The sequence below is a fragment of the Acinetobacter nosocomialis genome (assembly GCF_041021905.1).
GTDB lineage: Bacteria > Pseudomonadota > Gammaproteobacteria > Pseudomonadales > Moraxellaceae > Acinetobacter > Acinetobacter nosocomialis.
Genome location: NZ_CP157432.1, coordinates 1763093 through 1784232, shown reverse-complemented (window position 1 = coordinate 1784232; position 21140 = coordinate 1763093). Strand labels below are relative to the sequence as shown.

The window sequence follows — 21140 nt, the reverse complement described above, 5'->3', positions numbered from 1 at the left end:
GTAATTTAATATTTCATCGATTATGTCTATTCATCCCGATCCACAAATCAATCGTTTAAATGTTTTAGGTGAGCCTTTAGCGAGCTGTTGTTTTGATCCTATTACCGGATATTTTCGAAATGGTTTTTGCCATACAGCAGTAACAGATCTTGGGCAACACACTGTATGCGCTCAAATGACGTCTGACTTTTTAAATTTTTCGCAAAAAGTTGGCAACGATCTCATTACTCCTTTACCTGAAGCTGGCTTCCCTGGCCTGCAGCCAGGTGACTTCTGGTGCATTTGTGTAACTCGTTGGGTAGAAGCATATCAAGCTGGTCAAGCTCCACCTGTCAAACTTCATGCCTGCCATCAAGCAGTATTAAGTTATGTCCCATTAGATGTATTAATGGAATACGCAGTGTAATGAAACACCCCCAAATTATTTTGGCATCGAGTAGTCAAACGCGTAAGGATTTGATGAATCATTTGGGCATCGAATATATCTGTATCAGTCCAGATATTGATGAAAGTTCTCGTGGCGAGACTCATGCTGATGATTTAGCTAAAAGACTGGCTTTTACTAAAGCTCAGGTTATTGCTCAGAAAAATCCGGAAGCAATTGTAATTGGATCAGATCAGGTTGCATGGCGAGAACATGCACCTCATGATTTTATTGGCAAACCATTGACTATTGAAAATGCTAAAGCTCAGTTAAAAGCAAACTCAGCCAGAACAGTCTTTTTTAGTACAGCCTTAAGTGTTCAATGTCTTGAAAAAAGCTTTGAACACACTCTAGTTGAACATTATCAAGTTAAATTTCGCAATTTAAGCGACTCAGAAATTGAAAGATATATCGATTTAGATCAACCCCTTCATTGTGCGGGAAGTTTTAAGTGTGAAAGTCTTGGCATTAGTTTATTTGAGAAAATGATAGGCCAAGATCAAACCACCCTAATGGGCTTACCCATGATTCAGCTTTGTCAGATTTTAAGACAGCTTGAACTTCAAATTCCTTAATATTTATTAGTTTATTTATAGGTTATCTCCATGACAGAACCTTTAACCGTTTTAGGCGGCATTACTGCTGAACAGTTTTTATCAGAATACTGGCAGAAAAAACCATTACTTGTGCGTAATGCCATGCCTGAAATCATTGGCGTGTTAGAGCCAAATGATGTGAAAGAATTCGCTTTAGAAGATCATGTTAGCGCACGTCTTATTCGTCAAAAAGACAAAAATCCAAATGAGTGGCACGTAAAGTCTTCTCCTCTAACTAAAGGTGACTTTCAAAAATTACCAAAGCTATGGACACTGTTAGTACAAGCAGTTGATCATTACTCATTCGATTTAGCGGAATTATGGAAGAAATTTCCTTTTATTCCTCAATGGCGTCGTGATGACATTATGGTTTCTTATGCACCTAAAGGCGGCTCAGTTGGAAAACATTTTGACTTTTATGATGTATTTCTTGTTCAAGGACATGGACACCGCCGTTGGCAATTAGGCCAAATGTGTGATGCAACCACTGAATTTGTTCCAAATCAACCATTAAAATTATTGCCAGACATAGATGTTCATTTTGACGAAGTTTTAGCTCCTGGTGACTTATTATATGTTCCACCTGGCTTAGCACATTATGGTGTTGCTGAAGATGATTGCTTAACTTTCTCGTTTGGTTTCCGTATGCCTAATATTTCTGGCATGATTGACAGAATTAGTGACCAATTTGCTACCGATGAATTACTACAAAACCCTGTCATAGATATTGACCGAAAGAGTATTTCTCAAGTTGGTGAAATTAATACAGAAGAATTAGCGTATTTAAGAGGGTTGGTTTTAGCTCAATTGCAAAATTCATCAGTACTTGATGCTGCCATCATGGCATATATGACTGAACCTAAATATCCAGATAATATTCCTGAACCAGACGAGATAGAAGTTGAAGACCTCAATGCTATTTTGACAGAAGGTTATGAATTATTGCTAGAACCAGCCTCTCGCCTACTTTATACAGAACAAAATGGAGTTTTAAAGTTTTGGGGCAATGGAGAAGATTTAACGATAGTGGAATCTTTTGCCACTCAACTCAAAACAATAGCAGATGGAGAAAGTATTCCATTTAATAACCAGCTAAGCAATGTAGAGATTTTAGAAAACATTGTTCAATTATTGAATGATTCAATTCTTATGTTATTGCCACCGGCAGAATAATATTGACTAAATAGGTTAAAAGGAGAAAATTCTAAAATTTCTCCTTTTTTCTTTTATAAATACATGTTTAAATATACCAATCTATAAATCTATTTTGCGGTTACATTTCTATGGTTTAAAATTATTTTCTAAATTAAAAAATTATCTAGTAAATACGTCTAATTAAGACATAGAAATTTTTTCAGCAAATATAAAATATATACCTAGAGCATTATGCTTTGCCCTTCTATTGTTTTTAAAAAACCTATTTTTTTCTATCAATAACAATCAATACAATGTAAAATTGTGCGTTCTTGCTTTTTATTTATACACTCGACCATTTAGGCTAAGAGCAAATTTTTTGTGTGAGGCTACTAAAATATGTCAAAAAAAGATGACATTATTACCACTGCATTAAGACTTTTTAACTCATATAGTTATAACTCTATAGGGGTTGATCGTATCATCAGTGAGTCTGGTGTAGCAAAAATGACATTTTACAAATACTTCCCTTCCAAAGAGAAACTAATTGAAGAGTGTTTATTACTAAGAAACTCACTTTTACAAAATTCTCTTACTGCTGCTATATCTAAACAAGACGAAAATGATCCATTAGCCCGTATTAAGGCAATCTTTTTATGGTATGCAGATTGGTTTAATAGCGAAGATTTTAATGGCTGTATGTTTCAAAAAGCCTTAGAAGAAGTATTAAAGCAATACCCTTCAACTCACCAACCTGCGACTTTATACAAAATATGGTTGACTCAGTTAATGCAGGATCTTCTTGTTCAACATGAAATTGAGGAATCTCGTCCTTTAGCATTACTGTTAGTCAATATTTTAGAAGGTATGACCATTCAAGCTCAGGTTGAGCACGGCTCAGTAAAAATTAATGACTACTGGAAACGTGTAGAGAAGCTTATTGAGTTTGAAAAAGTTGCACAGTAAAAAATAAAGCGTGATATTATTCTTCTTATATTGTTGAATCTTCTTCTTATTCATCACGCTGCGTCTGAAAGTCATTCTAGCCTAGAGTTAGACGTTTTTTTTGGACTATCATCCCAAACTAGAATATACAGACCTGTCTGTACAGAATCAATTATATCTTTAAAAAGTAAAAACTCAATCTTTTTTTATTACCCTTTCATAGATAAATCAGAATTAACTATAGATAGAACTTAAAATAAGATTTTTTTCCTTTGACTTTGTTTCATTTATACTTAACAATTACGCTTCTCACACAATGCAACACTTTTGACACAAAACAACTACAAATTATTGTTATACCTTAATAATGTTATATATTTATCAATTACACTTATAAACCTTTTCAACAAAAACAATTGGATTGATTAGTTTTGCTACATTCATTTTCTTAAGATCAATCTATACTATGCCGGCCATATTGATATAGGTATAAAGTATGAAAGATGGACTCCAAATTGAAGAAATGAAAAATGCGGCTGATTCAGTCGTAGGCACATTAAAGTCTTTAGCTAACCCTGACCGTTTATTAATTTTATGTCACTTAGCTCATGAGGAGTTAAATGTCTCTCAAATCGAAGAGAAAACCCAAATCACCCAACCCACTCTTTCACAACAATTGATGATGTTACGTAAAAGTGATGTCGTTTCAACACGTCGTGATGGCAAACAAATTTTCTATTCTATAAAGGATGACAAGATGCACTCAATTTTGAATACGCTTTATCAGTTATACTGTATAGAATAACTGCGCTGAATTTATAAAATTATAATAATATTAATGTATTCCTGAAATATGCGATTTTTCAACTTGGTAGCTAGTAATAAACCGAGCAAAGAGGATTGAAAATTCGCGTAGTTTTTCAAGTATCTAAAGCTATTGAAAACAACAATACACTCTCTTATTTCTTTCTGTCTCTCCCTCCACTATTTTTCAATAGGTTTTTAGACCCCACAGTTAATTTTTTATTGACTGTTATATAAGCAGAATATCTTTTTAATTAATTTAATAATTTAATTTTACTATTTTAAAAACAAATACTTAATATTACCTTTTTTTATTAATCTAATTACTTGATATAAAAAAGCTTAAGATTCACATCACTTAAGTATAAAATACTCCGCTTGTTCAACCTTTAGCCATGAATAGGTTAATAAGGCCTTTATATGCTTGAATTCTTTTCTCGATTAAGCTTAGTCACCAAAATTATTATCGCCATTATTTTAGGAATAGGTGTTGCACTATTATTTCCAACCGTTACACCTTACTTAAGCTTGTTTGGTGAGCTGTTCATTAAAGCATTGAAATCGGTTGCTCCTATTTTAGTTTTCGTACTGGTTCTCTCATCTATTGCTAACTTTCAGGTTGGTCATAGTGCAAATTTACGACCAGTCTTACTATTATATGTAGTGGGTATGCTATTAGCTGCGTTTAGTGCCGTTGTTGCGAGCTTGTCTTTTCCAAGTACTCTTTATCTTAATACTGTTTCACATAACAACCTACAAGCGCCTGGTAGCCTCGCTGATATATTAAAAAATTTGCTTTTAAGTTTTATTGCAAACCCTGTTCAAGCAATTAGTGAAGCGAACTTTATTGGCATTCTGGCATGGGCAATTGGTCTAGGTTTAGCAATGCGTCATAGTTCAGATACGACTAAACAAGTGATGCATGATGTTTCACATGCTGTGAGTGCGATTATTCACAAAGTCATCGCATTTGCACCTGTAGGCATTTTCGGTTTAGTTGCAGTAACCTTTGCCGATGCTGGTTTAGCAACGCTTGAAAGTTATGCGCAATTATTAGCTGTTCTATTAGGAACAATGCTTTTTGTTGCTCTTGTAGTTAACCCAATTTTGGTAGGTTTAACAATTCGTGGCAATCCATACCCACTTGTTTTTAAATGCTTAAAAGAAAGTGGTATTACTGCATTCTTCACACGCAGCTCAGCAGCTAACATCCCAGTTAACCTTGATTTAGCTGAACGTTTAGGTGTTAATCCATCTACTGCAAGTGTTTCTATTCCTTTAGGTGCTACAGTTAATATGGCTGGAGCAGCTGTTACAATCACTGTGCTTACTTTAGCAACTGTGCATACATTAGGGATTCATGTTGATTTGGCAACTATGATTATTTTGTCGGTAGTCGCTACAGTTTCAGCATGTGGTGCGTCTGGTGTCGCTGGTGGTTCGTTACTTTTAATTCCAGTCGCTTGTAGTTTATTTGGTATTTCATCAGAAATTGCGATGCAAGTTGTTGCAGTTGGTATGATTATTAGTGTATTACAAGATTCAACCGAAACAGCTCTTAACTCATCAACTGATGTTTTATTTACTGCCGCTGTTGATATTCGCTCAAGACAAAACTCTTAGAGAACATGCCATTTCAACGTTTACCAAACTGGTTCCAAATTGGTGCCTTTTTACTGGCAATGAATGCCGGAATGATTAATGTATTAGGGCTTATCACCCTTTTACATCAATCGGTGTCGCATATGACTGGTAATGTCAGTATGCTAGCCATGAGTTTGGTAAACTGGCACTTTGATCACGTCATATATTTGATACTTGTTATACTATGTTATGTATGTGGATCATTTTACAGTGGTTTTATTTTAGGCAATAGCCATTTCAAATTAGGCCGTCGATATGGCCTCCCTTTAAGCTTAGTTGCCCTCTTTATTTTTCTTTGCTGGTTATTACTGCCATATTTTCCCAAATATGGATTATTATGGGCTTGTGTCGCCATGGGTTTACAAAATGCCATGGTCAGCCATTATAAAGGGACCATTATTAGGACAACTCACTTATCGGGTGTCTTAACAGATCTTGGCCTTGCACTTGGTTACATAGCACGAGGTTTAAAAGTAGAAAACCGTCGTATTATTTTACATCTACTTATTTTTTCAGGTTTTCTTATTGGTGGTATAATTGCTGCTTCAGTTCACCCCTACTTAAAATTGCAATCATTTTTGCTACCAGCAATTTTAAGCTTAACACTCAGTATTTCATATTGGGCTGTTTATTTTCATCGTTCTTCCTCTTCAGATTCGGATTAAGTCATGGTTAAAAATGCCTTACAAGCTCAGTTACTCAAAGCAGGTTTAGTTGACAATAAAAAAGCAAAAAAACTCACCAAACAAGCTCAGCATGAGCAGCGTACTGGTCAAAGCAATGAAGCAGAAATCAAAGCAAATATTGAAAAAGCTCAACAAGAAAAACTAGCTAAAGACCAAGCTTTAAATCTAGAAAAACAGCAACAACTCGAAGAAAAAGCATTAAAAGCTTCTATTATTCAAATGATTAAACAACACAAAATTGTAGATTTTGCCGGAGATGTGGCTTATCAATTTATTGACGAGAATAAGATTAAAAAGGTATATCTATCTCAACAAGTCTACAATGCCCTTGTTACAGGTAGTTTAGTAATTGCTAAAGATCAAGATCAATACGCTTATCTTCCAAAAGCTTTGGCCGAAAAAATTGATCAAAAAATGCAAGGCTTTATTTTAATTAATAATGCAGAGAAAAATGAACAAACTACTGACGAAGAAGATCCGTATGCAGCATATGTTATTCCAGATGACTTAATGTGGTAATTATTATGAGCCTTTATGAATATTTAGATAAAGGCTCATGCTGCTTAGGCTAAATATCAGTATTTTATCATTTATTAAAAAAACTTATAAAAATTACATTCACATCAAATTCATTCACCACTTCATCTATTATTATCGATATAATGAATAAAACATTTTTTGTCTTTACCATGCCTTTTAGGCTTTTCCCGTTTCCAAATTTATATCTTGACTAAATCTTGTCAGTTTTAGCTAAAGATATACAACATAGACTTTGACGTGTATCCACACACCCAACAGATCAACATCTATATCGAGTTTGATCTAACTGACTTTATTGCAAATTAAATTGCGAAATTTTAATAAAGTAGCTGATGTATAAAGGTAGTCATTCATGCTGAAGTGGTTTGAAAAACTTGTAGATCCTTATCCAACCAAAGGTCTGGATGAGCCCTTACCAACTCGCTTTTTCCCATTTGTTTGGCAAGCTACTGAAGGTGTTCGTCCGTACTTATTATTACTCATTATATGTACAGCGGGTGCAGCCAGCTTTGAAGCTCTACTCTTTTCAAAAATTGGGCAACTTGTCGACTGGCTGAGTAACAGTCAACCAGAAAGCTTTTTAAGCCAACACGCTTCCAATATACTCATTCTTATTAGCGTTTTATTTGCTAATATTTTATTTGTTAATATTCAATCTATTATAAAACACCAAATTTTATATAGTACTTTTCCAATGCGCTTACGGTGGCGTTTTCATAATCTTTTGTTAAAGCAAAGTCTAGATTTTTTCCATAATGATTTTGCGGGTCGCCTTTCAGCAAAAGTCATGCAAACAGCACTAGCTATCCGTGAATTTTGGATTATTTTGGGCGATATGTTGGCTTATGTCAGCATTTATTTTATTACCGTTAGTATCGTTCTTGGTGCAATTTCACCAACTTTACTCATTCCACTTATGGTTTGGTTGGGTTTATTCTTATTAAGCGCTTGGTTCTTTATTCCCCGTTTAAGCAAAGTATCACAGCAACAAGCTGATGCTCGTGCAGTAATGACTGGACGTGTAACAGATGCCTACACAAATATTCAAACGGTTAAATTATTTGCCCATGCTGGTCGTGAGAGCCAGTATGCAAAAGCTTCAATGAAAGAGTTTATGACAACTGTCTATGCACAAATGCGATTAGGTACTCTTTTTGAAGTCAGCATTAATTTACTTTCTGCTGTTTTATTTGTAGGCGTGATTGGAACAGCAGTCTGGCTATGGACACAAGGCCTAGCAGCACTAGGTGTAATTGCAGCAACGACCGCCATGATTTTAAAGCTTAATAGCATGGCTGAGTTTATGATGTGGCATATGTCAGCCTTATTTGAAAATGTGGGTACCATTCAAGATGGTATGCAAACTCTTGGTAAGAAAATCAATATTCAAGACAAACCAGATGCAAAACCACTTACAGTAAAGCAAGGTGAAATCGTATTTAAAGATGTGACCTTTGCCTATAACAATAAAAATGTCATCGATCACTTTAATTTACACATTACAGCGGGCGAAAAGATTGGTATCGTTGGCCGTTCAGGTGCAGGAAAATCCACTCTCATCCAATTACTTTTACATTTCTACCATCTTAAAGAAGGTGCAATTTTAATTGATGGGCAGAATATTGAAGATGTTACACAAGATAGTTTGAGAGCGAATATTGCTTTAGTTACTCAAGATACTTCTCTACTCCATCGTTCAGTTGCTGAAAATATTAAATATGGCCGTCCGGATGCAACCGATCTGGACATGCAAAGTGCAGTGCATAAGGCAAAAGCAGCTGAATTTATTCCTCAACTTGTCGACTTAAAAGGCCGTTCTGGCTATGAAGCACAGGTTGGTGAACGCGGTGTTAAACTTTCAGGCGGTCAGAGACAACGTATCGCTATTGCACGTGTTTTCTTAAAAGATGCACCAATTTTAATATTAGATGAAGCAACAAGCGCATTAGACTCGGAAGTTGAGGCAGCTATTCAGTCTAGTTTAAATGACCTGATGGTAGATAAAACAGTTATTGCAATTGCTCACCGTTTGTCTACCATTGCTCAAATGGACCGTTTAATTGTTCTTGATGAAGGTAGAATTGCAGAGCAAGGTACCCATGAAGAATTAATTGCTAAAAATGGTATATATGCACAATTATGGAAACGCCAAACTGGCGGCTTTCTTATTGAGCAAAAAGTAGTACAGGGTCAGGATTAATGCTTTATTTAGAAGATTTAAAAATTGGTGATCGTTTTATCAGTCGTGAATATGAAATTACACTAGATGAGATTAAACAATTTGCAAGCCACTACGACCCTCAGCCTTTCCATACAGATGAAGAATTAGCTAAAGAAGATCCAATCTTTAAAGGTATTGCTGCCAGTGGATGGCATACCTCGGCAATTACTATGCGCTTATGGACAGAATGTATGCCTATTCATGGGGGGCTCGTGGGTTCAGAGTCTAGTTTACGTTGGCCTCGCCCGACTCGACCTGGTGACCGTATACATGTTGAAGCTGAGATTTCAGCAATTACACCATCCAAAACAAAATTGGATCGTGGTATTGTAAGCTACGTTACGCAAGCTTTAAATCAACATGGAGATGTTTTACTTATTTCAACGACAAAAATCGTTGTCTTTAAAAAGAATATTTAACGAATCCTTGATATGATTGTCTAACAGTTTTTATAAACTCAAATTATATTTCATGACAAGATGTGTAAGAAATGCACGTAGAAAATTGATGAGAGCAACGGAACGCATATGAAAATTACCTCAGCTCGTCAAGATCAAGGTATTCCAGGAGTCTATGGCTTATTGCTATTAGATGTTGTTTCACGTTGGGGATACAACGATGAGACATTATTTGCCCCTTTTCATCTTACAAGTGAACAATTGGCTGACCCTGAATATCGTATTTCAACACCTGTAGCAAATGAACTGGTTAAACATGCCTTAAATCTCACTGGAGAAAGTACATTGGGTTACCATATTGGCACTCAAATGCGTATTTCAATTCATGGATTTATTGGCTACGCAATAATGACAGCAAAAGATATTACTGAGGCAATTGCTCTCGCTGCTCGTTTTATCCAGTTACGCTTACCTTTTTTACAACTCTATTTTTCTACCTTCGGCCCAAAAGCCACATTACAACTACAATGTGATATTGAGTTAGAACCACTTCGCACCGAAATTGTTTTAGGCTTAACTATTGGCATCATGACAATGGCAAAAGCTATGACAGGTATTGAAGATTTAGCGGGCGATGTCGACCTAGATTTTCCAGAACCAGCAGGCTTTGATAAATATAAGAGCAAACTAAGCAGTACTATTCGGTTTAATCAGCCTCATTTAATTTCTAGTTTTGATAAAAAATATTTAGGTCTTAAATTAATTAATTCAGATCCAATTGCCAGTCAAATTGCTATTAACCAATGTGAGGCTGAACTCTCTGCTTTAGGTGAACGCCGCCGTTTAGCAATGCGTGTACGTGATATTTTAAGTAATTCGGAACAACATTACTTAAGCATAGAAAATGTAGCAGAATACTTACACATGTCAGATCGCACATTAAAGCGACAGTTGGCAGCGGAAGGAACTTCATTTTCAACATTAGTAGATGAAGTCCGCTATCGTCATGCGACTTCTTTACTTTCACGTACAGATTATAGTCTTGAACAAATTGCGGATGAACTGGGTTATTCTGATGTCGCAAATTTCAGCCGAGCATTTAAACGCTGGAGTGGTCGTAGTCCTAGTAACTGGCGCAAAGACCCCTATTTATAATGTTATTAAAATATTGGACACAAGCTTAAGGAGATGTCATGAATCACCCTTCAGAATTGAAGTATGCACGTACACATGAGTGGGTAAAAATTGAAGGTGATCTTGTTATTACTGGGATTACCGACCATGCACAAGATGAGCTTGGAGACTTGGTCTATGTTGAAACTCCGGAAGTGGGCAGCCAAGTAACAGCTGGCGAACAAGCTGGAGTAGTTGAATCAGTTAAAACTGCTTCTGACATCCACGCTCCTGTTTCTGGTACAGTAGTGGAAGTAAATACAAACCTTGAAGATGATCCAGATTTTGTAAATGAAGATCCATACGGGAAAGGCTGGATTTATAAAATTAAGCCAGACAACATGGCAGACGTTGAAAAACTTTTAACAAATGAAGAATATGAAGCTGGCTTATAAAATTTAGCATTGCTTTCAATATTTGATAAAAACCAGTTTACTTTTAAACTGGTTTTTTTATATATGTATAAAATAGCTATAAAACTGGATATGTAGGATCAATAACATGACAAGACTTGTTGTATTTTCTGGTGCAGGTATGAGTGCAGAAAGTGGAATTAGTACTTTTCGTGACAGTAATGGCCTATGGGAAAATTATGATATACAGCAAGTTGCTACTCCGGAAGCTTGGGATAAAGACCCTGCGTTAGTCCAACGGTTTTATAACGAACGCCGTAAAAATATTTTAGAAGCTCAGCCAAATGAAGCTCATCAATATATTGCTAAATTACAAAACCATTTCGATGTACAAGTCATTACACAAAATATTGATGATTTACATGAACGTGCTGGTAGCCAGAATGTGTTGCATCTACATGGTAATATTCGATTAGCGAAAAGCTCTGGACCAAATGCCCAATATACAAATGAATTTTATGAAATTAATGGGTGGAAATTAGATCTAGAGCATGACTTTTGTCCAAATGGCTATCCACTTCGCCCTCATGTGGTTTGGTTTGGTGAAGCAGTTCCAGCATTTGAAGAAGCCATAAAGCAAGTGCAAGAAGCAGATATTTTCATTGTTATTGGTTCAACCTTAAGTGTTTACCCTGTCGCTGCTTTAGTTCATGAAATTCCTAACTACACTGACGCCTACTATATAGATCCCAAAGCAGATCATTCTCGTGTTCCATCTCAATATAAACTATTAAATATGACAGCCACAGAAGGTATGAAAGAGCTATTTCATCAATTGACGAACTAATATTTCTTTCATTTTTATTACAAATTTCACCTCTAAAGTTGTCTCTTCACATGAAATTGATTCGAAAACACTCAACTCATGTCAAATTTATTCTAGAGTCATATACTGTCATTGCTAATTTTGTAACCAAACATGCTGATCTATTTTCTAAATTTACTATTTTTATAATTTTCTAAACAATAAATGAATTATTCATATTATCTAAGCTATTGATTAAATTTACTTTAATTTTAATTGTAATTCAAATTACATTAGTTTACATAAAAATACACAAAACACATCACAAAGATAACAGAGCAAAAAATTTCTTTTGTGGTTGAATCTCAACCTCTTGAAATGCCGTACAAGAAAACAGCGACCTGGATTAGGTTACAATCACGGATTATGGATATAAGGACACACATCCATTATGAGTTATTTTGATCCCACCCTCATCATGTTTATGGTGTACATCGTAGCAATGGTACTTATCGGCTTATTTGCCTACCGTGCTACAAGCGACTTCTCTGATTATATTCTTGGTGGTCGTAGTTTAGGCAGTTTCGTTACTGCATTATCCGCAGGCGCATCAGACATGAGTGGTTGGTTACTCATGGGCTTACCAGGAGCGATTTATCTTTCTGGTTTATCTGAAGCGTGGATTGCAATTGGTCTAATTATCGGTGCTTGGCTTAACTGGTTACTGGTTGCTGGTCGATTACGCGTTCATACTGAAATCCAAAATAATGCACTCACTCTGCCCGACTATTTTACAAGTCGATTTGATGACAAGAAAAAGATTCTTCGTATTTTCTCTGCCGTTATTATCTTGGTTTTCTTCGCAATTTACTGTGCCTCAGGTATGGTAGCTGGCGCTCGTTTATTTGAAAATTTATTTGGTATGTCGTATACCACCGCAATCTGGTTAAGTGCTATTGCAACAATCAGTTATGTTTGTATTGGTGGATTTTTGGCAATTAGCTGGACTGATACTTTCCAAGCTGGCTTAATGATTTTTGCCCTTTTGCTCACCCCAATCGTAACTTACCTTGCAATTGGCGACACAACTCAGTTTGTAACGCTTATTGAAACTGCTCGACCACATGCATTTAACATCGTTTCAGATTTAAGTGTGGTGGCCGTTTTATCTTCAATGGCTTGGGGTTTAGGCTATTTTGGCCAACCACATATTCTTGTACGTTTCATGGCTGCTGACTCTGTAAAATCAATTCCTGCTGCTCGCCGTATTGGCATGACTTGGATGATTTTATGTTTAGTTGGTGCAGTCGGTGCCGGTTTCTTTGGTATTGCGTATTTCCAGCAATATCCTGAACTTGCAGGTGTTGTAAGTAAAAACCCTGAAACTGTATTTATGGAATTGACTAAAATTTTATTCAATCCATGGATTGTCGGTATCATTCTAGCTGCTATTTTAGCTGCGGTTATGAGTACATTAAGCTGTCAACTGTTGGTATGTTCAAGTGCGCTAACTGAAGATTTGTACAAAGGCTTCATCCGTAAAAATGCTTCTCAAAAAGAGCTTGTATGGGTTGGCCGTATCATGGTACTTGCAATTGCTGTTCTGGCAATTGTACTCGCTGGTAATCCTGACAGTAAAGTTCTTGGTCTTGTTGCTTATGCGTGGGCTGGTTTTGGTGCCGCATTTGGACCACTCATCATCTTGTCATTGTTCTGGAAACGTATGACTTTAGAAGGTGCTTTAGCAGGTATGATCGTAGGTGCAGTTGTCGTAATTGGTTGGAAAAATCTTTTCGCAAGCACCGGTGTTTACGAAATTATTCCTGGCTTTATCTGTGCATTTATCAGCATCATCGTAGTGAGCTTGATTAGCAAAACTCCAAATACTGATGTAACTGACCGCTTCGAACAAGCTGATAAACTTTATAAAGAAAGTGTATAAAAATGAATAAAATAAAAAGGGGCTTCGGCCCCTTTTTATTTATTTTTAGTTTTGATTTTAATTTTTGAACTATCTTTTACAACTTGCATCACAGGGTAGCTACGCGTTTCTTTCACACCTGGTAATTGCCATAGTACCTGCCCAGCAATACGTCTAAACTCTTCCATACTGCCACTTCGTAATTTAATTAAAAAATCAAATCCGCCACTAACCATATGGCATTCAACGATCTCTGGATAATGCACTACTGCGTCAATAAACTCATCTAAAACATTGGGTGTTGTTTTATCGAGTAAGACTTCAACAAAAACCAAAAAATTTGCATTTAACTTAACTGGATTTAATTTAGCTTCATAACCCAAGATAAATTCATCCTTCGTCAGCTTCTGCACCCGGGCCATAACTGCAGTTGGAGATAGGTTTACAAGTTCAGCCAATCTACTGTTGGAAATACGCCCATCTGTTTGAAGAATATCCAAAATTTTTAAATCTGTACGATCAAGGCTTAATAAGGGGCCATTCATCTGAATTTTCCTCTAAAAAATGGGCAAAATATAGTGAGTTATTCGGTGTTTCTTCTGTAATGATAAATTATCTAAACCTCTCTACTCAAGATGAGTTTACGAGAGCTGGTTAGCGGAAATAGATATGAACACAATGGATACTTTTCATCAAATGGATAAATCTCACCAAGGCTATATCACCGAATTCAACGATAAAAGTGAGTTTGAACAACGCATTAATACAGCTTGGCGTCGTGCCGAACCTGAAGCTGTAGAAGAGCTATTACAAGCTGCTGCGGTATCTGATGATTTAGATCATAAAATTTATGACCTTGCATTTAACCTTGCCCATAATTTACGTGAACGTAAGACCTCTTCGGGTAAAGCGGGTATTGTTCAAGGGTTATTACAAGAATTCTCTCTGTCTTCACAAGAAGGCGTGGCTTTGATGTGTCTTGCTGAAGCTTTGCTTCGTATACCAGACACAGCAACACGTGATTTGCTCATTCGCGATAAAATCAATCAAGGTAACTGGAAAGAACACGTTGGCCAAAGTAGCTTAATGTTTGTAAATGCTGCAGCATGGGGCCTCATGTTAACCGGTAAGCTTATGGAGACACCAAAGCAAACCAGTCTTTCAAGTGTACTTACTGGCCTGTTAGCCCGTAGTGGTCGTGGCATTATTCGTAAAGCAGTTGATGTAGCAATGCGCATGATGGGTGAACAGTTTGTAACTGGTGAAACCATCGAAGAAGCTGTCGACCACGCAAAAGTACTTGAAGATAAAGGTTTCCGCTATTCTTATGACATGTTAGGTGAAGCTGCCTTAACCGAACATGATGCTGAACGCTACTTTAACGATTACACACAAGCCATTCATGCAATTGGTAAAGCGTCTAATGGTAAAGGCGTTTATGATGGCCCTGGTATCTCAATTAAGCTTTCTGCTTTACATCCACGTTACCAACGTGCGCAAATTGAACGTGTTCACAAAGAACTCTACGGCAAAGTATTTGAGCTCGCTCGTTTAGCTAAACAGTACAACATTGGTTTAAATATCGATGCAGAAGAATCTGAACGTTTAGAAATTTCTCTTGAGTTACTTGAGCGTCTTTGTTTTGAGCCAGAACTTGAGAACTGGAAAGGTATTGGATTCGTTATTCAAGCTTACCAAAAACGCTGTTTCTTCGTAGTTGATTATATTATTGATCTTGCTAAACGCAGCCAAAAGCGTCTCATGATTCGCCTTGTAAAAGGTGCATATTGGGATAGCGAAATCAAGAAAGCACAAATCGAAGGTATGGATGACTACCCTGTCTTCACACGTAAAGTGCATACAGATCTGTCTTATATTGCTTGTGCTAAAAAATTACTTGCAGCGCCTGAGTTCATCTATCCACAATTTGCGACTCACAATGCTCAAACACTAGCAACAATTTATCATTTAGCTGATCCAAGCAAGTATTATGCTGGTCAATATGAATTCCAATGCTTACATGGCATGGGTGAACCACTTTATGAACAAGTTGTTGGTCCACGTGAGCAAAATAAATTAGGCGTGCCATGCCGTATTTATGCTCCGGTTGGTAACCATGAAACTTTGTTAGCTTATCTGGTTCGTCGTTTACTCGAAAATGGTGCGAATACTTCATTTGTTAACCGTATTGCCGATAAAACACTTAAAGTTGAAGATCTTATCCAGTCTCCAATTTATGATATTCGTAATGCAGCTAAGCTTGAAGGTTCAGTTGGTTTAAAACACCCATCAATTCCTCTTCCTTTAGATATGTATGGAACACTTCGTAAAAATTCTAAAGGATATGATTTAGCAAACGACGCTCCGCTTGCAGCTTTAGATAACACAGCTCAACAGTTACGTAACCGTATTTGGCAGAGTCATCCATTATTAGGAAATAGCGATTTATCGAAACAAGGTCATTCTATTGCAATTACAAACCCAGCACAAAATGATGAAATTGTTGGTTATGTACAAGAAGCTGATCTTAATGATGTAGAAATTGCACTTAATGCAGCTGAACAAATACAAATTGAGTGGGCAAATACACCTAAAGATCAACGCGCTCAATATTTAAAACGTGCAGCTGACCTTATGGAAAGCCGTATCCAAGAGTTAATGGTATTACTTTGCCGCGAAAGTGGTAAAACTTATGCGAATGCCATTGCAGAAGTTCGTGAGGCTGTAGATTTCTTACGTTACTATGCAACTCAGGTTGAAAATCTTCCTAATAATACAACCATTCAGCCACTTGGTACTGTACTTTGTATTAGCCCTTGGAACTTCCCTCTTGCGATTTTCTCTGGTCAAATTGCTGCAGCACTAGTTAGTGGTAACTGCGTTATTGCAAAACCTGCCGAGCAAACACCTTTAATCGCAGCTCAAGCAGTGCAAATTTTATGGGAAGCGGGTATTCCACATAGTGCTGTACAGTTATTACCAGGTCGTGGTGAAACAGTAGGTGCTCAGCTTAGCCAAGATCGACGTATTGATGGCATCATGTTTACCGGTTCAACTGAAGTTGCAAAAATTTTGCAGAAGACAGTTGCAAAACGTTTAGCTGCTAATGGTCAATCTATTCCTCTCATTGCAGAAACTGGTGGCCAAAATGCAATGATTGTGGACTCATCTGCATTAACTGAACAAGTTGTACTTGATGTTGTAAGTTCTGCATTTGATAGCGCAGGTCAACGTTGCTCTGCTTTGCGTATTTTATGTGTACAAGAAGATAGTGCTGCAACCGTTATTAAAATGCTTAAAGGTGCAATGCAACAGTTAATTGTAGGCAACCCTGCTATTTTAAAAACTGACATTGGTCCAGTTATTGATGACGAAGCAAAACAGACGATTGACCAGCACATCCAAAAAATGAAGTCTAAGGGCTATCCAGTACATCAATTGATGTTTGGAGCGACAAGCCAAACTGAATTAGATAAAGGAACTTTTGTTGTACCAACAGCAATTGAGTTACCTAACCTCGATGACTTACAGCGTGAAGTTTTTGGTCCGGTTTTACATATCATTACCTATAAGTATGGTGAGCTTGAACAACTCATCTCACGCATTAATGCTAAAGGTTATGGCTTAACAATGGGTCTACATACTCGTATTGATGAAACCATCCAAACCGTAATTCAACATGCTGAAGTTGGTAACCTTTATATCAACCGTAATATTGTTGGGGCCGTTGTTGGCGTTCAACCATTCGGTGGTGAAGGTTTATCTGGTACAGGTCCTAAAGCGGGTGGCCCTCTTTACATGTATCGCTTAATGCAGGATTGTTCAAACAAAGTATTAGCAACTCCATTTGCGGTAAAAAATGAGCAAACCATTTTTGAAGGCTTTAACCGTGAAGTTTATCAAAGCTTACAAAACTGGGCGAAACAACATTTACCACAAGCAAGTCGTGAAATTGAACCATTTGGTGTAGGCAAGTTTTATGAGTTACAAGGCCCTACTGGGGAAAGTAACCAATATATTATTTTGCCGCGTCACCGTGTACTTTCAATTGCCGACACTGAACAAAATCAATTACATCAATTGCTCGCAATTTTTGCAGTGGGTAGTCAAGCTGCTGTAATGCCAAATAGTCCATTGTTGGCAAAACATAAACAAACGTTGCCAAAAGATGTACTTGATGCAATTACGACTATCAAAAACATCACTACAGATGATTTTGATGCTGTTTTGCACCATGGTAGCCGTGAAGAGGTTCTCTCATTACAGCAAGAAATTGCAAGCCGCTCTGGTGCAATTGTAGGCATTACACATGTTGAATCAAACGAGTCAATTCCACTTGAACGTTTAGTAATTGAGCGTGCAATTAGTGTGAATACAGCTGCGGCTGGTGGCAATGCAAGCTTAATGACTATGTCGGATTAACAGATAATTTATCGAAAAGCCCAAATTTCAGTATTTGGGCTTTTTTGTTTAATCGAGTAATCTCTTTTTAAATATATAAATGTTATCGATTAGCGAATTTCATAATGATCTTTTTAGAACCAGAACAATATCAACAAAATTGTATTGATCTTTTCAACTCATACAAAAAGAATATCTCCTCCCTTTTACCATTTGCCAAAATTGAGCATATTGGTTCGTCTGCAATCCCAAATACGATTTCAAAAGGTGATCTAGATATTTATATTGAAGTGATGTCTGATCAATTTGAATTCGCAATAGAACAATTAAAAACACTTAATTTTATAGAAAAACAAAATACCCTTAGGACACATGAGCTTTGCATGCTTGAATCAATGAACGATGATGAAGTTGCATTTCAAATTGTAGTAGCCGATTCAGTATTTACGTTTTTCTTAACATTTAGAAATAAGCTTATAGATTCACCGCGGTTGGTGCATGAATATAATCAATTAAAATTACAGTGTAGCCATTTAGATCCCGATCAATATAGAGCAATAAAATCAGATTTTATTAACCGCGTCTTAAATCATCTTTAATTTAAGTACCCTATTTCTTTATGAATATCTGACTAAAATTGACTCCTGCAAGCTCGATTTTTTTGATACCATTCACTATTTGATTCTGTCTAAATTTTCTTTGTCTATGACCTCTTCTTATCGTCAACAACTTCAAGCTAAAATTGATCGCATTACTACTCAATTTTCTGAATTTACACCGCCTACATTAGAAGTGTTTGAATCACCTGAACAACATTTCCGTATGCGTGCTGAATTTCGGATCTGGCATACAGAAAGTGATATGTTCTATGCCATGTTTGAACGTAACGATGAAGACAAGCAAAAAACAGTTGTCCGCATAGATGAGTTTCCTATTGCAGACAAAAGTATTAACGATTTAATGCCTAGCCTTTTAGCAGAACTCAAAGCTGAGCCTTTACTTTCACAGCGTTTGTTTGAAGTTGATTTTCTCGCAACACTTAGTGGAGAAATGCTAGTTACCCTGATTTATCACCGTAAACTTAATCAGGAGTGGGAACAATCAGCTAAAGCACTTGCTGAAAAATTAAATATTAAAATTATGGGTCGTAGCCGAGGGCAGAAAGTTGTTATTGGCGATGACTTTGTTGTAGAAGAATTTGAACTTTCAAACCGTACATTCAAGTACAAACAAATTGAAAGTAGCTTTACCCAGCCGAACGCACAAGTTTGCAAAAAAATGCTGCAATGGGCATGTGATGCAGCTGAGGGTTCGAAAAAACACTTACTAGAACTTTATTGTGGTAATGGTAACTTTACCCTTCCATTATCACTAAAATTCGAACGCGTACTTGCTACCGAACTTGCAAAATCATCAGTTTATGCTGCTCAATGGAATATTGAACAAAACCAGATTGATAATATTCAGGTAGCACGCCTATCAGCTGAAGAGTTTACTCAAGCTTATCAAGGTGAGCGTGAATTCCGCCGTCTACAAGAAGCAAATATTGATATTCGAAGTTATGACTTTGATACCGTATTTGTAGATCCTCCGCGTGCGGGAATTGATGATGAAACTTTAAAACTTTTGCAAGGTTTTGAGCGTATTATCTACATTTCATGTAATCCCGACACTTTATATGAAAATTTAAAAACACTCACAAAAACTCATCGAGTGACTAAGTTTGCTTTGTTCGATCAGTTTCCTTATACACATCATGTTGAGTCAGGTGTATTACTCGAGAAGATTTAAACAAAATTTTTCAATGTAACTCTATTTTATAAGGAGATTAAATATCTCCTTATTTTTCAACACCTTTTAATTAAGTATTTAAATTTAAAAAAAATATCAAGTCATCTATTCGTCATAATTTCGTTTAACTCAACCATTACTATCGAAAATTCTCTAGTTCAACTGGTGGATTTATCACTTATAGAGACTTGTATTTTAATTTAATTTGGCTATATTTCGATCTATGTTAGGTTATATATGAAGGCTCTATGAGTTTTTGGCAAAAGCTGTTCTTAGCAGATCAACAGCATAACGAGCATAAGAATCAAACTGCTTGTGTTGAAAATGACTGCTCATGTAAAACTAATGAACAACTTCTAAGTGCGCTTGCACAAGCAACAGATGAAGATGTCATTATGGGAATAAAAAAAGTTCTTATTTCCCGTGGGTATAGCCGTAAAGAGTTAAATGAACTCATTCAAAAACCATCTATTCATTAATTATAAAGCCAGTCATGTACTGGCTTTTTTGTATTTTATTTGATTTCACAATTTGTATGGCTGACTAAACCAATAATAGGTCCCATATAAAATTTTCTATCATTACGGTTATTCTTAGGCAAATACAAACTAGAGATAGAACCATCTAGGTATAATGCCTGCTCTACGTTAAGACCTTTTTGGAAAAATTCAGCAAAATTATAAAAATTCACTCTATTTTTAGAGATCACAAAATAAAGTTTATTATTTTTTATACCTACCCCATTACGTATTTTCTTTGAATCGCTATTTGCTAGAAATAAGGGATTTATTTTGCCATTAATCAGCAACATAGGGCCTGATTGAGTTGCATATTCGGGTTGAAAAGCTTTTGCTTTATATTGTTCAGTTGTCAGTATAATAGCTTGTTTGTCATTCCATGCTAGAACTCCATTAGGCTGCAAAAAGAAGTTACCCCATCCATTATCTTCATTTAAAGGTTGACTCTCTCGCCCATTTTCAATATATAGCCCAACTGGAGAGAAGCCAGAATGAAACATACCTGCATTCATTGCAAAAGTAAGCTGTTCGCATGATTTGAGTTGGCGCTGAATATTATCGAAACTTTTATAATATTGATTCGTTTCTGGATTTTGCAAAAATAAGCGCAATTGATTTAAATTTGAAATTTCAATGACTTCAAATTGATCATCGGTAGCATTTTGCATTTGGCTATACTCTTCTGCTAAAGCAGATTGCCCAAAGACCATAAAATTAATAATACACAGCATGAGTATTTTCATTAATGGCAAACCTCATATGTCATTTTCTGTTCATAGCAATACT

20 protein-coding genes are annotated in these 21140 nt (G+C 36.3%); 18 read left to right on the top strand and 2 right to left on the bottom strand.

Annotated elements, in window-relative coordinates; all coding sequences use genetic code 11:
- Positions 1 to 22 precede the first annotated feature (22 nt).
- The 14 genes from ABLC00_RS08250 (at position 23) to putP (ending at position 13665) form a co-directional block, all read left to right on the top strand.
- A complete protein-coding gene (locus ABLC00_RS08250; RefSeq protein WP_002050020.1) occupies positions 23 to 406 on the top strand; it encodes a DUF2237 family protein in 384 nt (127 codons plus the stop codon).
- Entirely contained in the window at positions 406 to 999 is a 594-nt protein-coding gene (locus ABLC00_RS08245) for a nucleoside triphosphate pyrophosphatase (protein ID WP_006581996.1), read from the top strand. The genes ABLC00_RS08250 and ABLC00_RS08245 overlap by 1 nt, the downstream gene beginning before the upstream one ends.
- Positions 1000 to 1029: 30 nt before the next feature.
- Positions 1030 to 2193: a cupin domain-containing protein gene (locus ABLC00_RS08240; RefSeq protein ID WP_004887505.1), complete on the top strand. Its 1164-nt coding sequence runs from the start codon at positions 1030 to 1032 to the stop codon at positions 2191 to 2193.
- Positions 2194 to 2553: 360 nt separating this feature from the next.
- The gene (locus tag ABLC00_RS08235) at positions 2554 to 3120 is read left to right on the top strand and encodes a TetR/AcrR family transcriptional regulator (RefSeq protein ID WP_004709146.1); all 567 of its coding nucleotides are present in this window, start codon (positions 2554 to 2556) and stop codon (positions 3118 to 3120) included.
- A 475-nt stretch (positions 3121 to 3595) separates the two neighbouring features.
- Positions 3596 to 3904 (top strand): metalloregulator ArsR/SmtB family transcription factor, encoded by a 309-nt coding sequence (locus ABLC00_RS08230; protein WP_002050127.1) that lies wholly within the window; start codon positions 3596 to 3598, stop codon positions 3902 to 3904.
- 419 nt (positions 3905 to 4323) lie between these two features.
- The gene (gene sstT, locus ABLC00_RS08225; protein WP_002050031.1) at positions 4324 to 5526 is read left to right on the top strand and encodes a serine/threonine transporter SstT; all 1203 of its coding nucleotides are present in this window, start codon (positions 4324 to 4326) and stop codon (positions 5524 to 5526) included.
- A gap of 5 nt (positions 5527 to 5531) precedes the next feature.
- Positions 5532 to 6212 (top strand): YoaK family protein, encoded by a 681-nt coding sequence (locus ABLC00_RS08220; protein ID WP_004887507.1) that lies wholly within the window; start codon positions 5532 to 5534, stop codon positions 6210 to 6212.
- Between the two features lie 3 nt (positions 6213 to 6215).
- The gene (locus ABLC00_RS08215; protein ID WP_002050144.1) at positions 6216 to 6752 is read left to right on the top strand and encodes a DUF2058 domain-containing protein; all 537 of its coding nucleotides are present in this window, start codon (positions 6216 to 6218) and stop codon (positions 6750 to 6752) included.
- 373 nt (positions 6753 to 7125) lie between these two features.
- Positions 7126 to 8973, top strand: coding sequence for an ABC transporter ATP-binding protein (locus tag ABLC00_RS08210; protein WP_002050158.1), 1848 nt, complete (start codon positions 7126 to 7128; stop codon positions 8971 to 8973).
- Positions 8973 to 9413 carry a MaoC family dehydratase gene (locus ABLC00_RS08205; RefSeq protein ID WP_002050041.1) on the top strand — a complete coding sequence of 147 codons (441 nt, stop codon included), beginning with the start codon at positions 8973 to 8975 and terminating at the stop codon, positions 9411 to 9413. The genes ABLC00_RS08210 and ABLC00_RS08205 overlap by 1 nt, the downstream gene beginning before the upstream one ends.
- 108 nt (positions 9414 to 9521) lie before the next feature.
- Positions 9522 to 10547 carry an AraC family transcriptional regulator gene (locus ABLC00_RS08200; protein ID WP_000705529.1) on the top strand — a complete coding sequence of 342 codons (1026 nt, stop codon included), beginning with the start codon at positions 9522 to 9524 and terminating at the stop codon, positions 10545 to 10547.
- Between the two features lie 38 nt (positions 10548 to 10585).
- A complete protein-coding gene (gcvH, locus tag ABLC00_RS08195; protein ID WP_002049861.1) occupies positions 10586 to 10960 on the top strand; it encodes a glycine cleavage system protein GcvH in 375 nt (124 codons plus the stop codon).
- Between the two features lie 97 nt (positions 10961 to 11057).
- On the top strand, positions 11058 to 11765 hold the full coding sequence (locus tag ABLC00_RS08190) for an NAD-dependent deacylase (protein WP_079377024.1): 708 nt from the start codon (positions 11058 to 11060) through the stop codon (positions 11763 to 11765).
- Between the two features lie 409 nt (positions 11766 to 12174).
- Complete coding sequence (putP, locus tag ABLC00_RS08185; RefSeq protein WP_033846337.1) at positions 12175 to 13665, top strand: sodium/proline symporter PutP; 1491 nt, start codon at positions 12175 to 12177, stop codon at positions 13663 to 13665.
- Between the two features lie 35 nt (positions 13666 to 13700).
- On the opposite strand, the gene ABLC00_RS08180 is transcribed toward putP, so the two are convergent.
- Positions 13701 to 14189, bottom strand: coding sequence for an Lrp/AsnC ligand binding domain-containing protein (locus tag ABLC00_RS08180; RefSeq protein WP_001014235.1), 489 nt, complete (start codon positions 14187 to 14189; stop codon positions 13701 to 13703).
- 124 nt (positions 14190 to 14313) lie between these two features.
- Here ABLC00_RS08180 and putA point away from each other — a divergent pair, with 124 nt between their 5' ends.
- From putA to ABLC00_RS08160, 4 genes are all read left to right on the top strand, one after another.
- Positions 14314 to 18066, top strand: coding sequence for a trifunctional transcriptional regulator/proline dehydrogenase/L-glutamate gamma-semialdehyde dehydrogenase (putA, locus tag ABLC00_RS08175; RefSeq protein ID WP_004887510.1), 3753 nt, complete (start codon positions 14314 to 14316; stop codon positions 18064 to 18066).
- Positions 18067 to 18170: 104 nt separating this feature from the next.
- On the top strand, positions 18171 to 18644 hold the full coding sequence (locus tag ABLC00_RS08170) for a GrpB family protein (protein WP_004887513.1): 474 nt from the start codon (positions 18171 to 18173) through the stop codon (positions 18642 to 18644).
- A gap of 106 nt (positions 18645 to 18750) precedes the next feature.
- Entirely contained in the window at positions 18751 to 19836 is a 1086-nt protein-coding gene (trmA, locus tag ABLC00_RS08165; RefSeq protein WP_004887514.1) for a tRNA (uridine(54)-C5)-methyltransferase TrmA, read from the top strand.
- 248 nt (positions 19837 to 20084) lie between these two features.
- Positions 20085 to 20315 carry a hypothetical protein gene (locus tag ABLC00_RS08160; RefSeq protein WP_002050077.1) on the top strand — a complete coding sequence of 77 codons (231 nt, stop codon included), beginning with the start codon at positions 20085 to 20087 and terminating at the stop codon, positions 20313 to 20315.
- A gap of 35 nt (positions 20316 to 20350) precedes the next feature.
- Here ABLC00_RS08160 and ABLC00_RS08155 read toward each other — a convergent pair whose 3' ends face one another.
- A complete protein-coding gene (locus ABLC00_RS08155) occupies positions 20351 to 21097 on the bottom strand; it encodes a phosphodiester glycosidase family protein (protein WP_004887516.1) in 747 nt (248 codons plus the stop codon).
- Positions 21098 to 21140: the final 43 nt, after the last annotated feature.

What these genes read in the sequence shown, in the direction of transcription:
- ABLC00_RS08250 (WP_002050020.1), top strand. Translation starts at nt 23, where the DNA reads ATGTCTATTCATCCCGATCCACAAATCAATCGTTTAAATGTTTTAGGT.
- ABLC00_RS08245 (WP_006581996.1), top strand. Translation starts at nt 406, where the DNA reads ATGAAACACCCCCAAATTATTTTGGCATCGAGTAGTCAAACGCGTAAG.
- ABLC00_RS08240 (WP_004887505.1), top strand. Translation starts at nt 1,030, where the DNA reads ATGACAGAACCTTTAACCGTTTTAGGCGGCATTACTGCTGAACAGTTT.
- ABLC00_RS08235 (WP_004709146.1), top strand. Translation starts at nt 2,554, where the DNA reads ATGTCAAAAAAAGATGACATTATTACCACTGCATTAAGACTTTTTAAC.
- ABLC00_RS08230 (WP_002050127.1), top strand. Translation starts at nt 3,596, where the DNA reads ATGAAAGATGGACTCCAAATTGAAGAAATGAAAAATGCGGCTGATTCA.
- sstT (WP_002050031.1), top strand. Translation starts at nt 4,324, where the DNA reads ATGCTTGAATTCTTTTCTCGATTAAGCTTAGTCACCAAAATTATTATC.
- ABLC00_RS08220 (WP_004887507.1), top strand. Translation starts at nt 5,532, where the DNA reads ATGCCATTTCAACGTTTACCAAACTGGTTCCAAATTGGTGCCTTTTTA.
- ABLC00_RS08215 (WP_002050144.1), top strand. Translation starts at nt 6,216, where the DNA reads ATGGTTAAAAATGCCTTACAAGCTCAGTTACTCAAAGCAGGTTTAGTT.
- ABLC00_RS08210 (WP_002050158.1), top strand. Translation starts at nt 7,126, where the DNA reads ATGCTGAAGTGGTTTGAAAAACTTGTAGATCCTTATCCAACCAAAGGT.
- ABLC00_RS08205 (WP_002050041.1), top strand. Translation starts at nt 8,973, where the DNA reads ATGCTTTATTTAGAAGATTTAAAAATTGGTGATCGTTTTATCAGTCGT.
- ABLC00_RS08200 (WP_000705529.1), top strand. Translation starts at nt 9,522, where the DNA reads ATGAAAATTACCTCAGCTCGTCAAGATCAAGGTATTCCAGGAGTCTAT.
- gcvH (WP_002049861.1), top strand. Translation starts at nt 10,586, where the DNA reads ATGAATCACCCTTCAGAATTGAAGTATGCACGTACACATGAGTGGGTA.
- putP (WP_033846337.1), top strand. Translation starts at nt 12,175, where the DNA reads ATGAGTTATTTTGATCCCACCCTCATCATGTTTATGGTGTACATCGTA.
- ABLC00_RS08180 (WP_001014235.1), bottom strand. Translation starts at nt 14,189, where the DNA reads ATGAATGGCCCCTTATTAAGCCTTGATCGTACAGATTTAAAAATTTTG.
- putA (WP_004887510.1), top strand. Translation starts at nt 14,314, where the DNA reads ATGAACACAATGGATACTTTTCATCAAATGGATAAATCTCACCAAGGC.
- ABLC00_RS08170 (WP_004887513.1), top strand. Translation starts at nt 18,171, where the DNA reads ATGATCTTTTTAGAACCAGAACAATATCAACAAAATTGTATTGATCTT.
- trmA (WP_004887514.1), top strand. Translation starts at nt 18,751, where the DNA reads ATGACCTCTTCTTATCGTCAACAACTTCAAGCTAAAATTGATCGCATT.
- ABLC00_RS08160 (WP_002050077.1), top strand. Translation starts at nt 20,085, where the DNA reads ATGAGTTTTTGGCAAAAGCTGTTCTTAGCAGATCAACAGCATAACGAG.
- ABLC00_RS08155 (WP_004887516.1), bottom strand. Translation starts at nt 21,097, where the DNA reads ATGAAAATACTCATGCTGTGTATTATTAATTTTATGGTCTTTGGGCAA.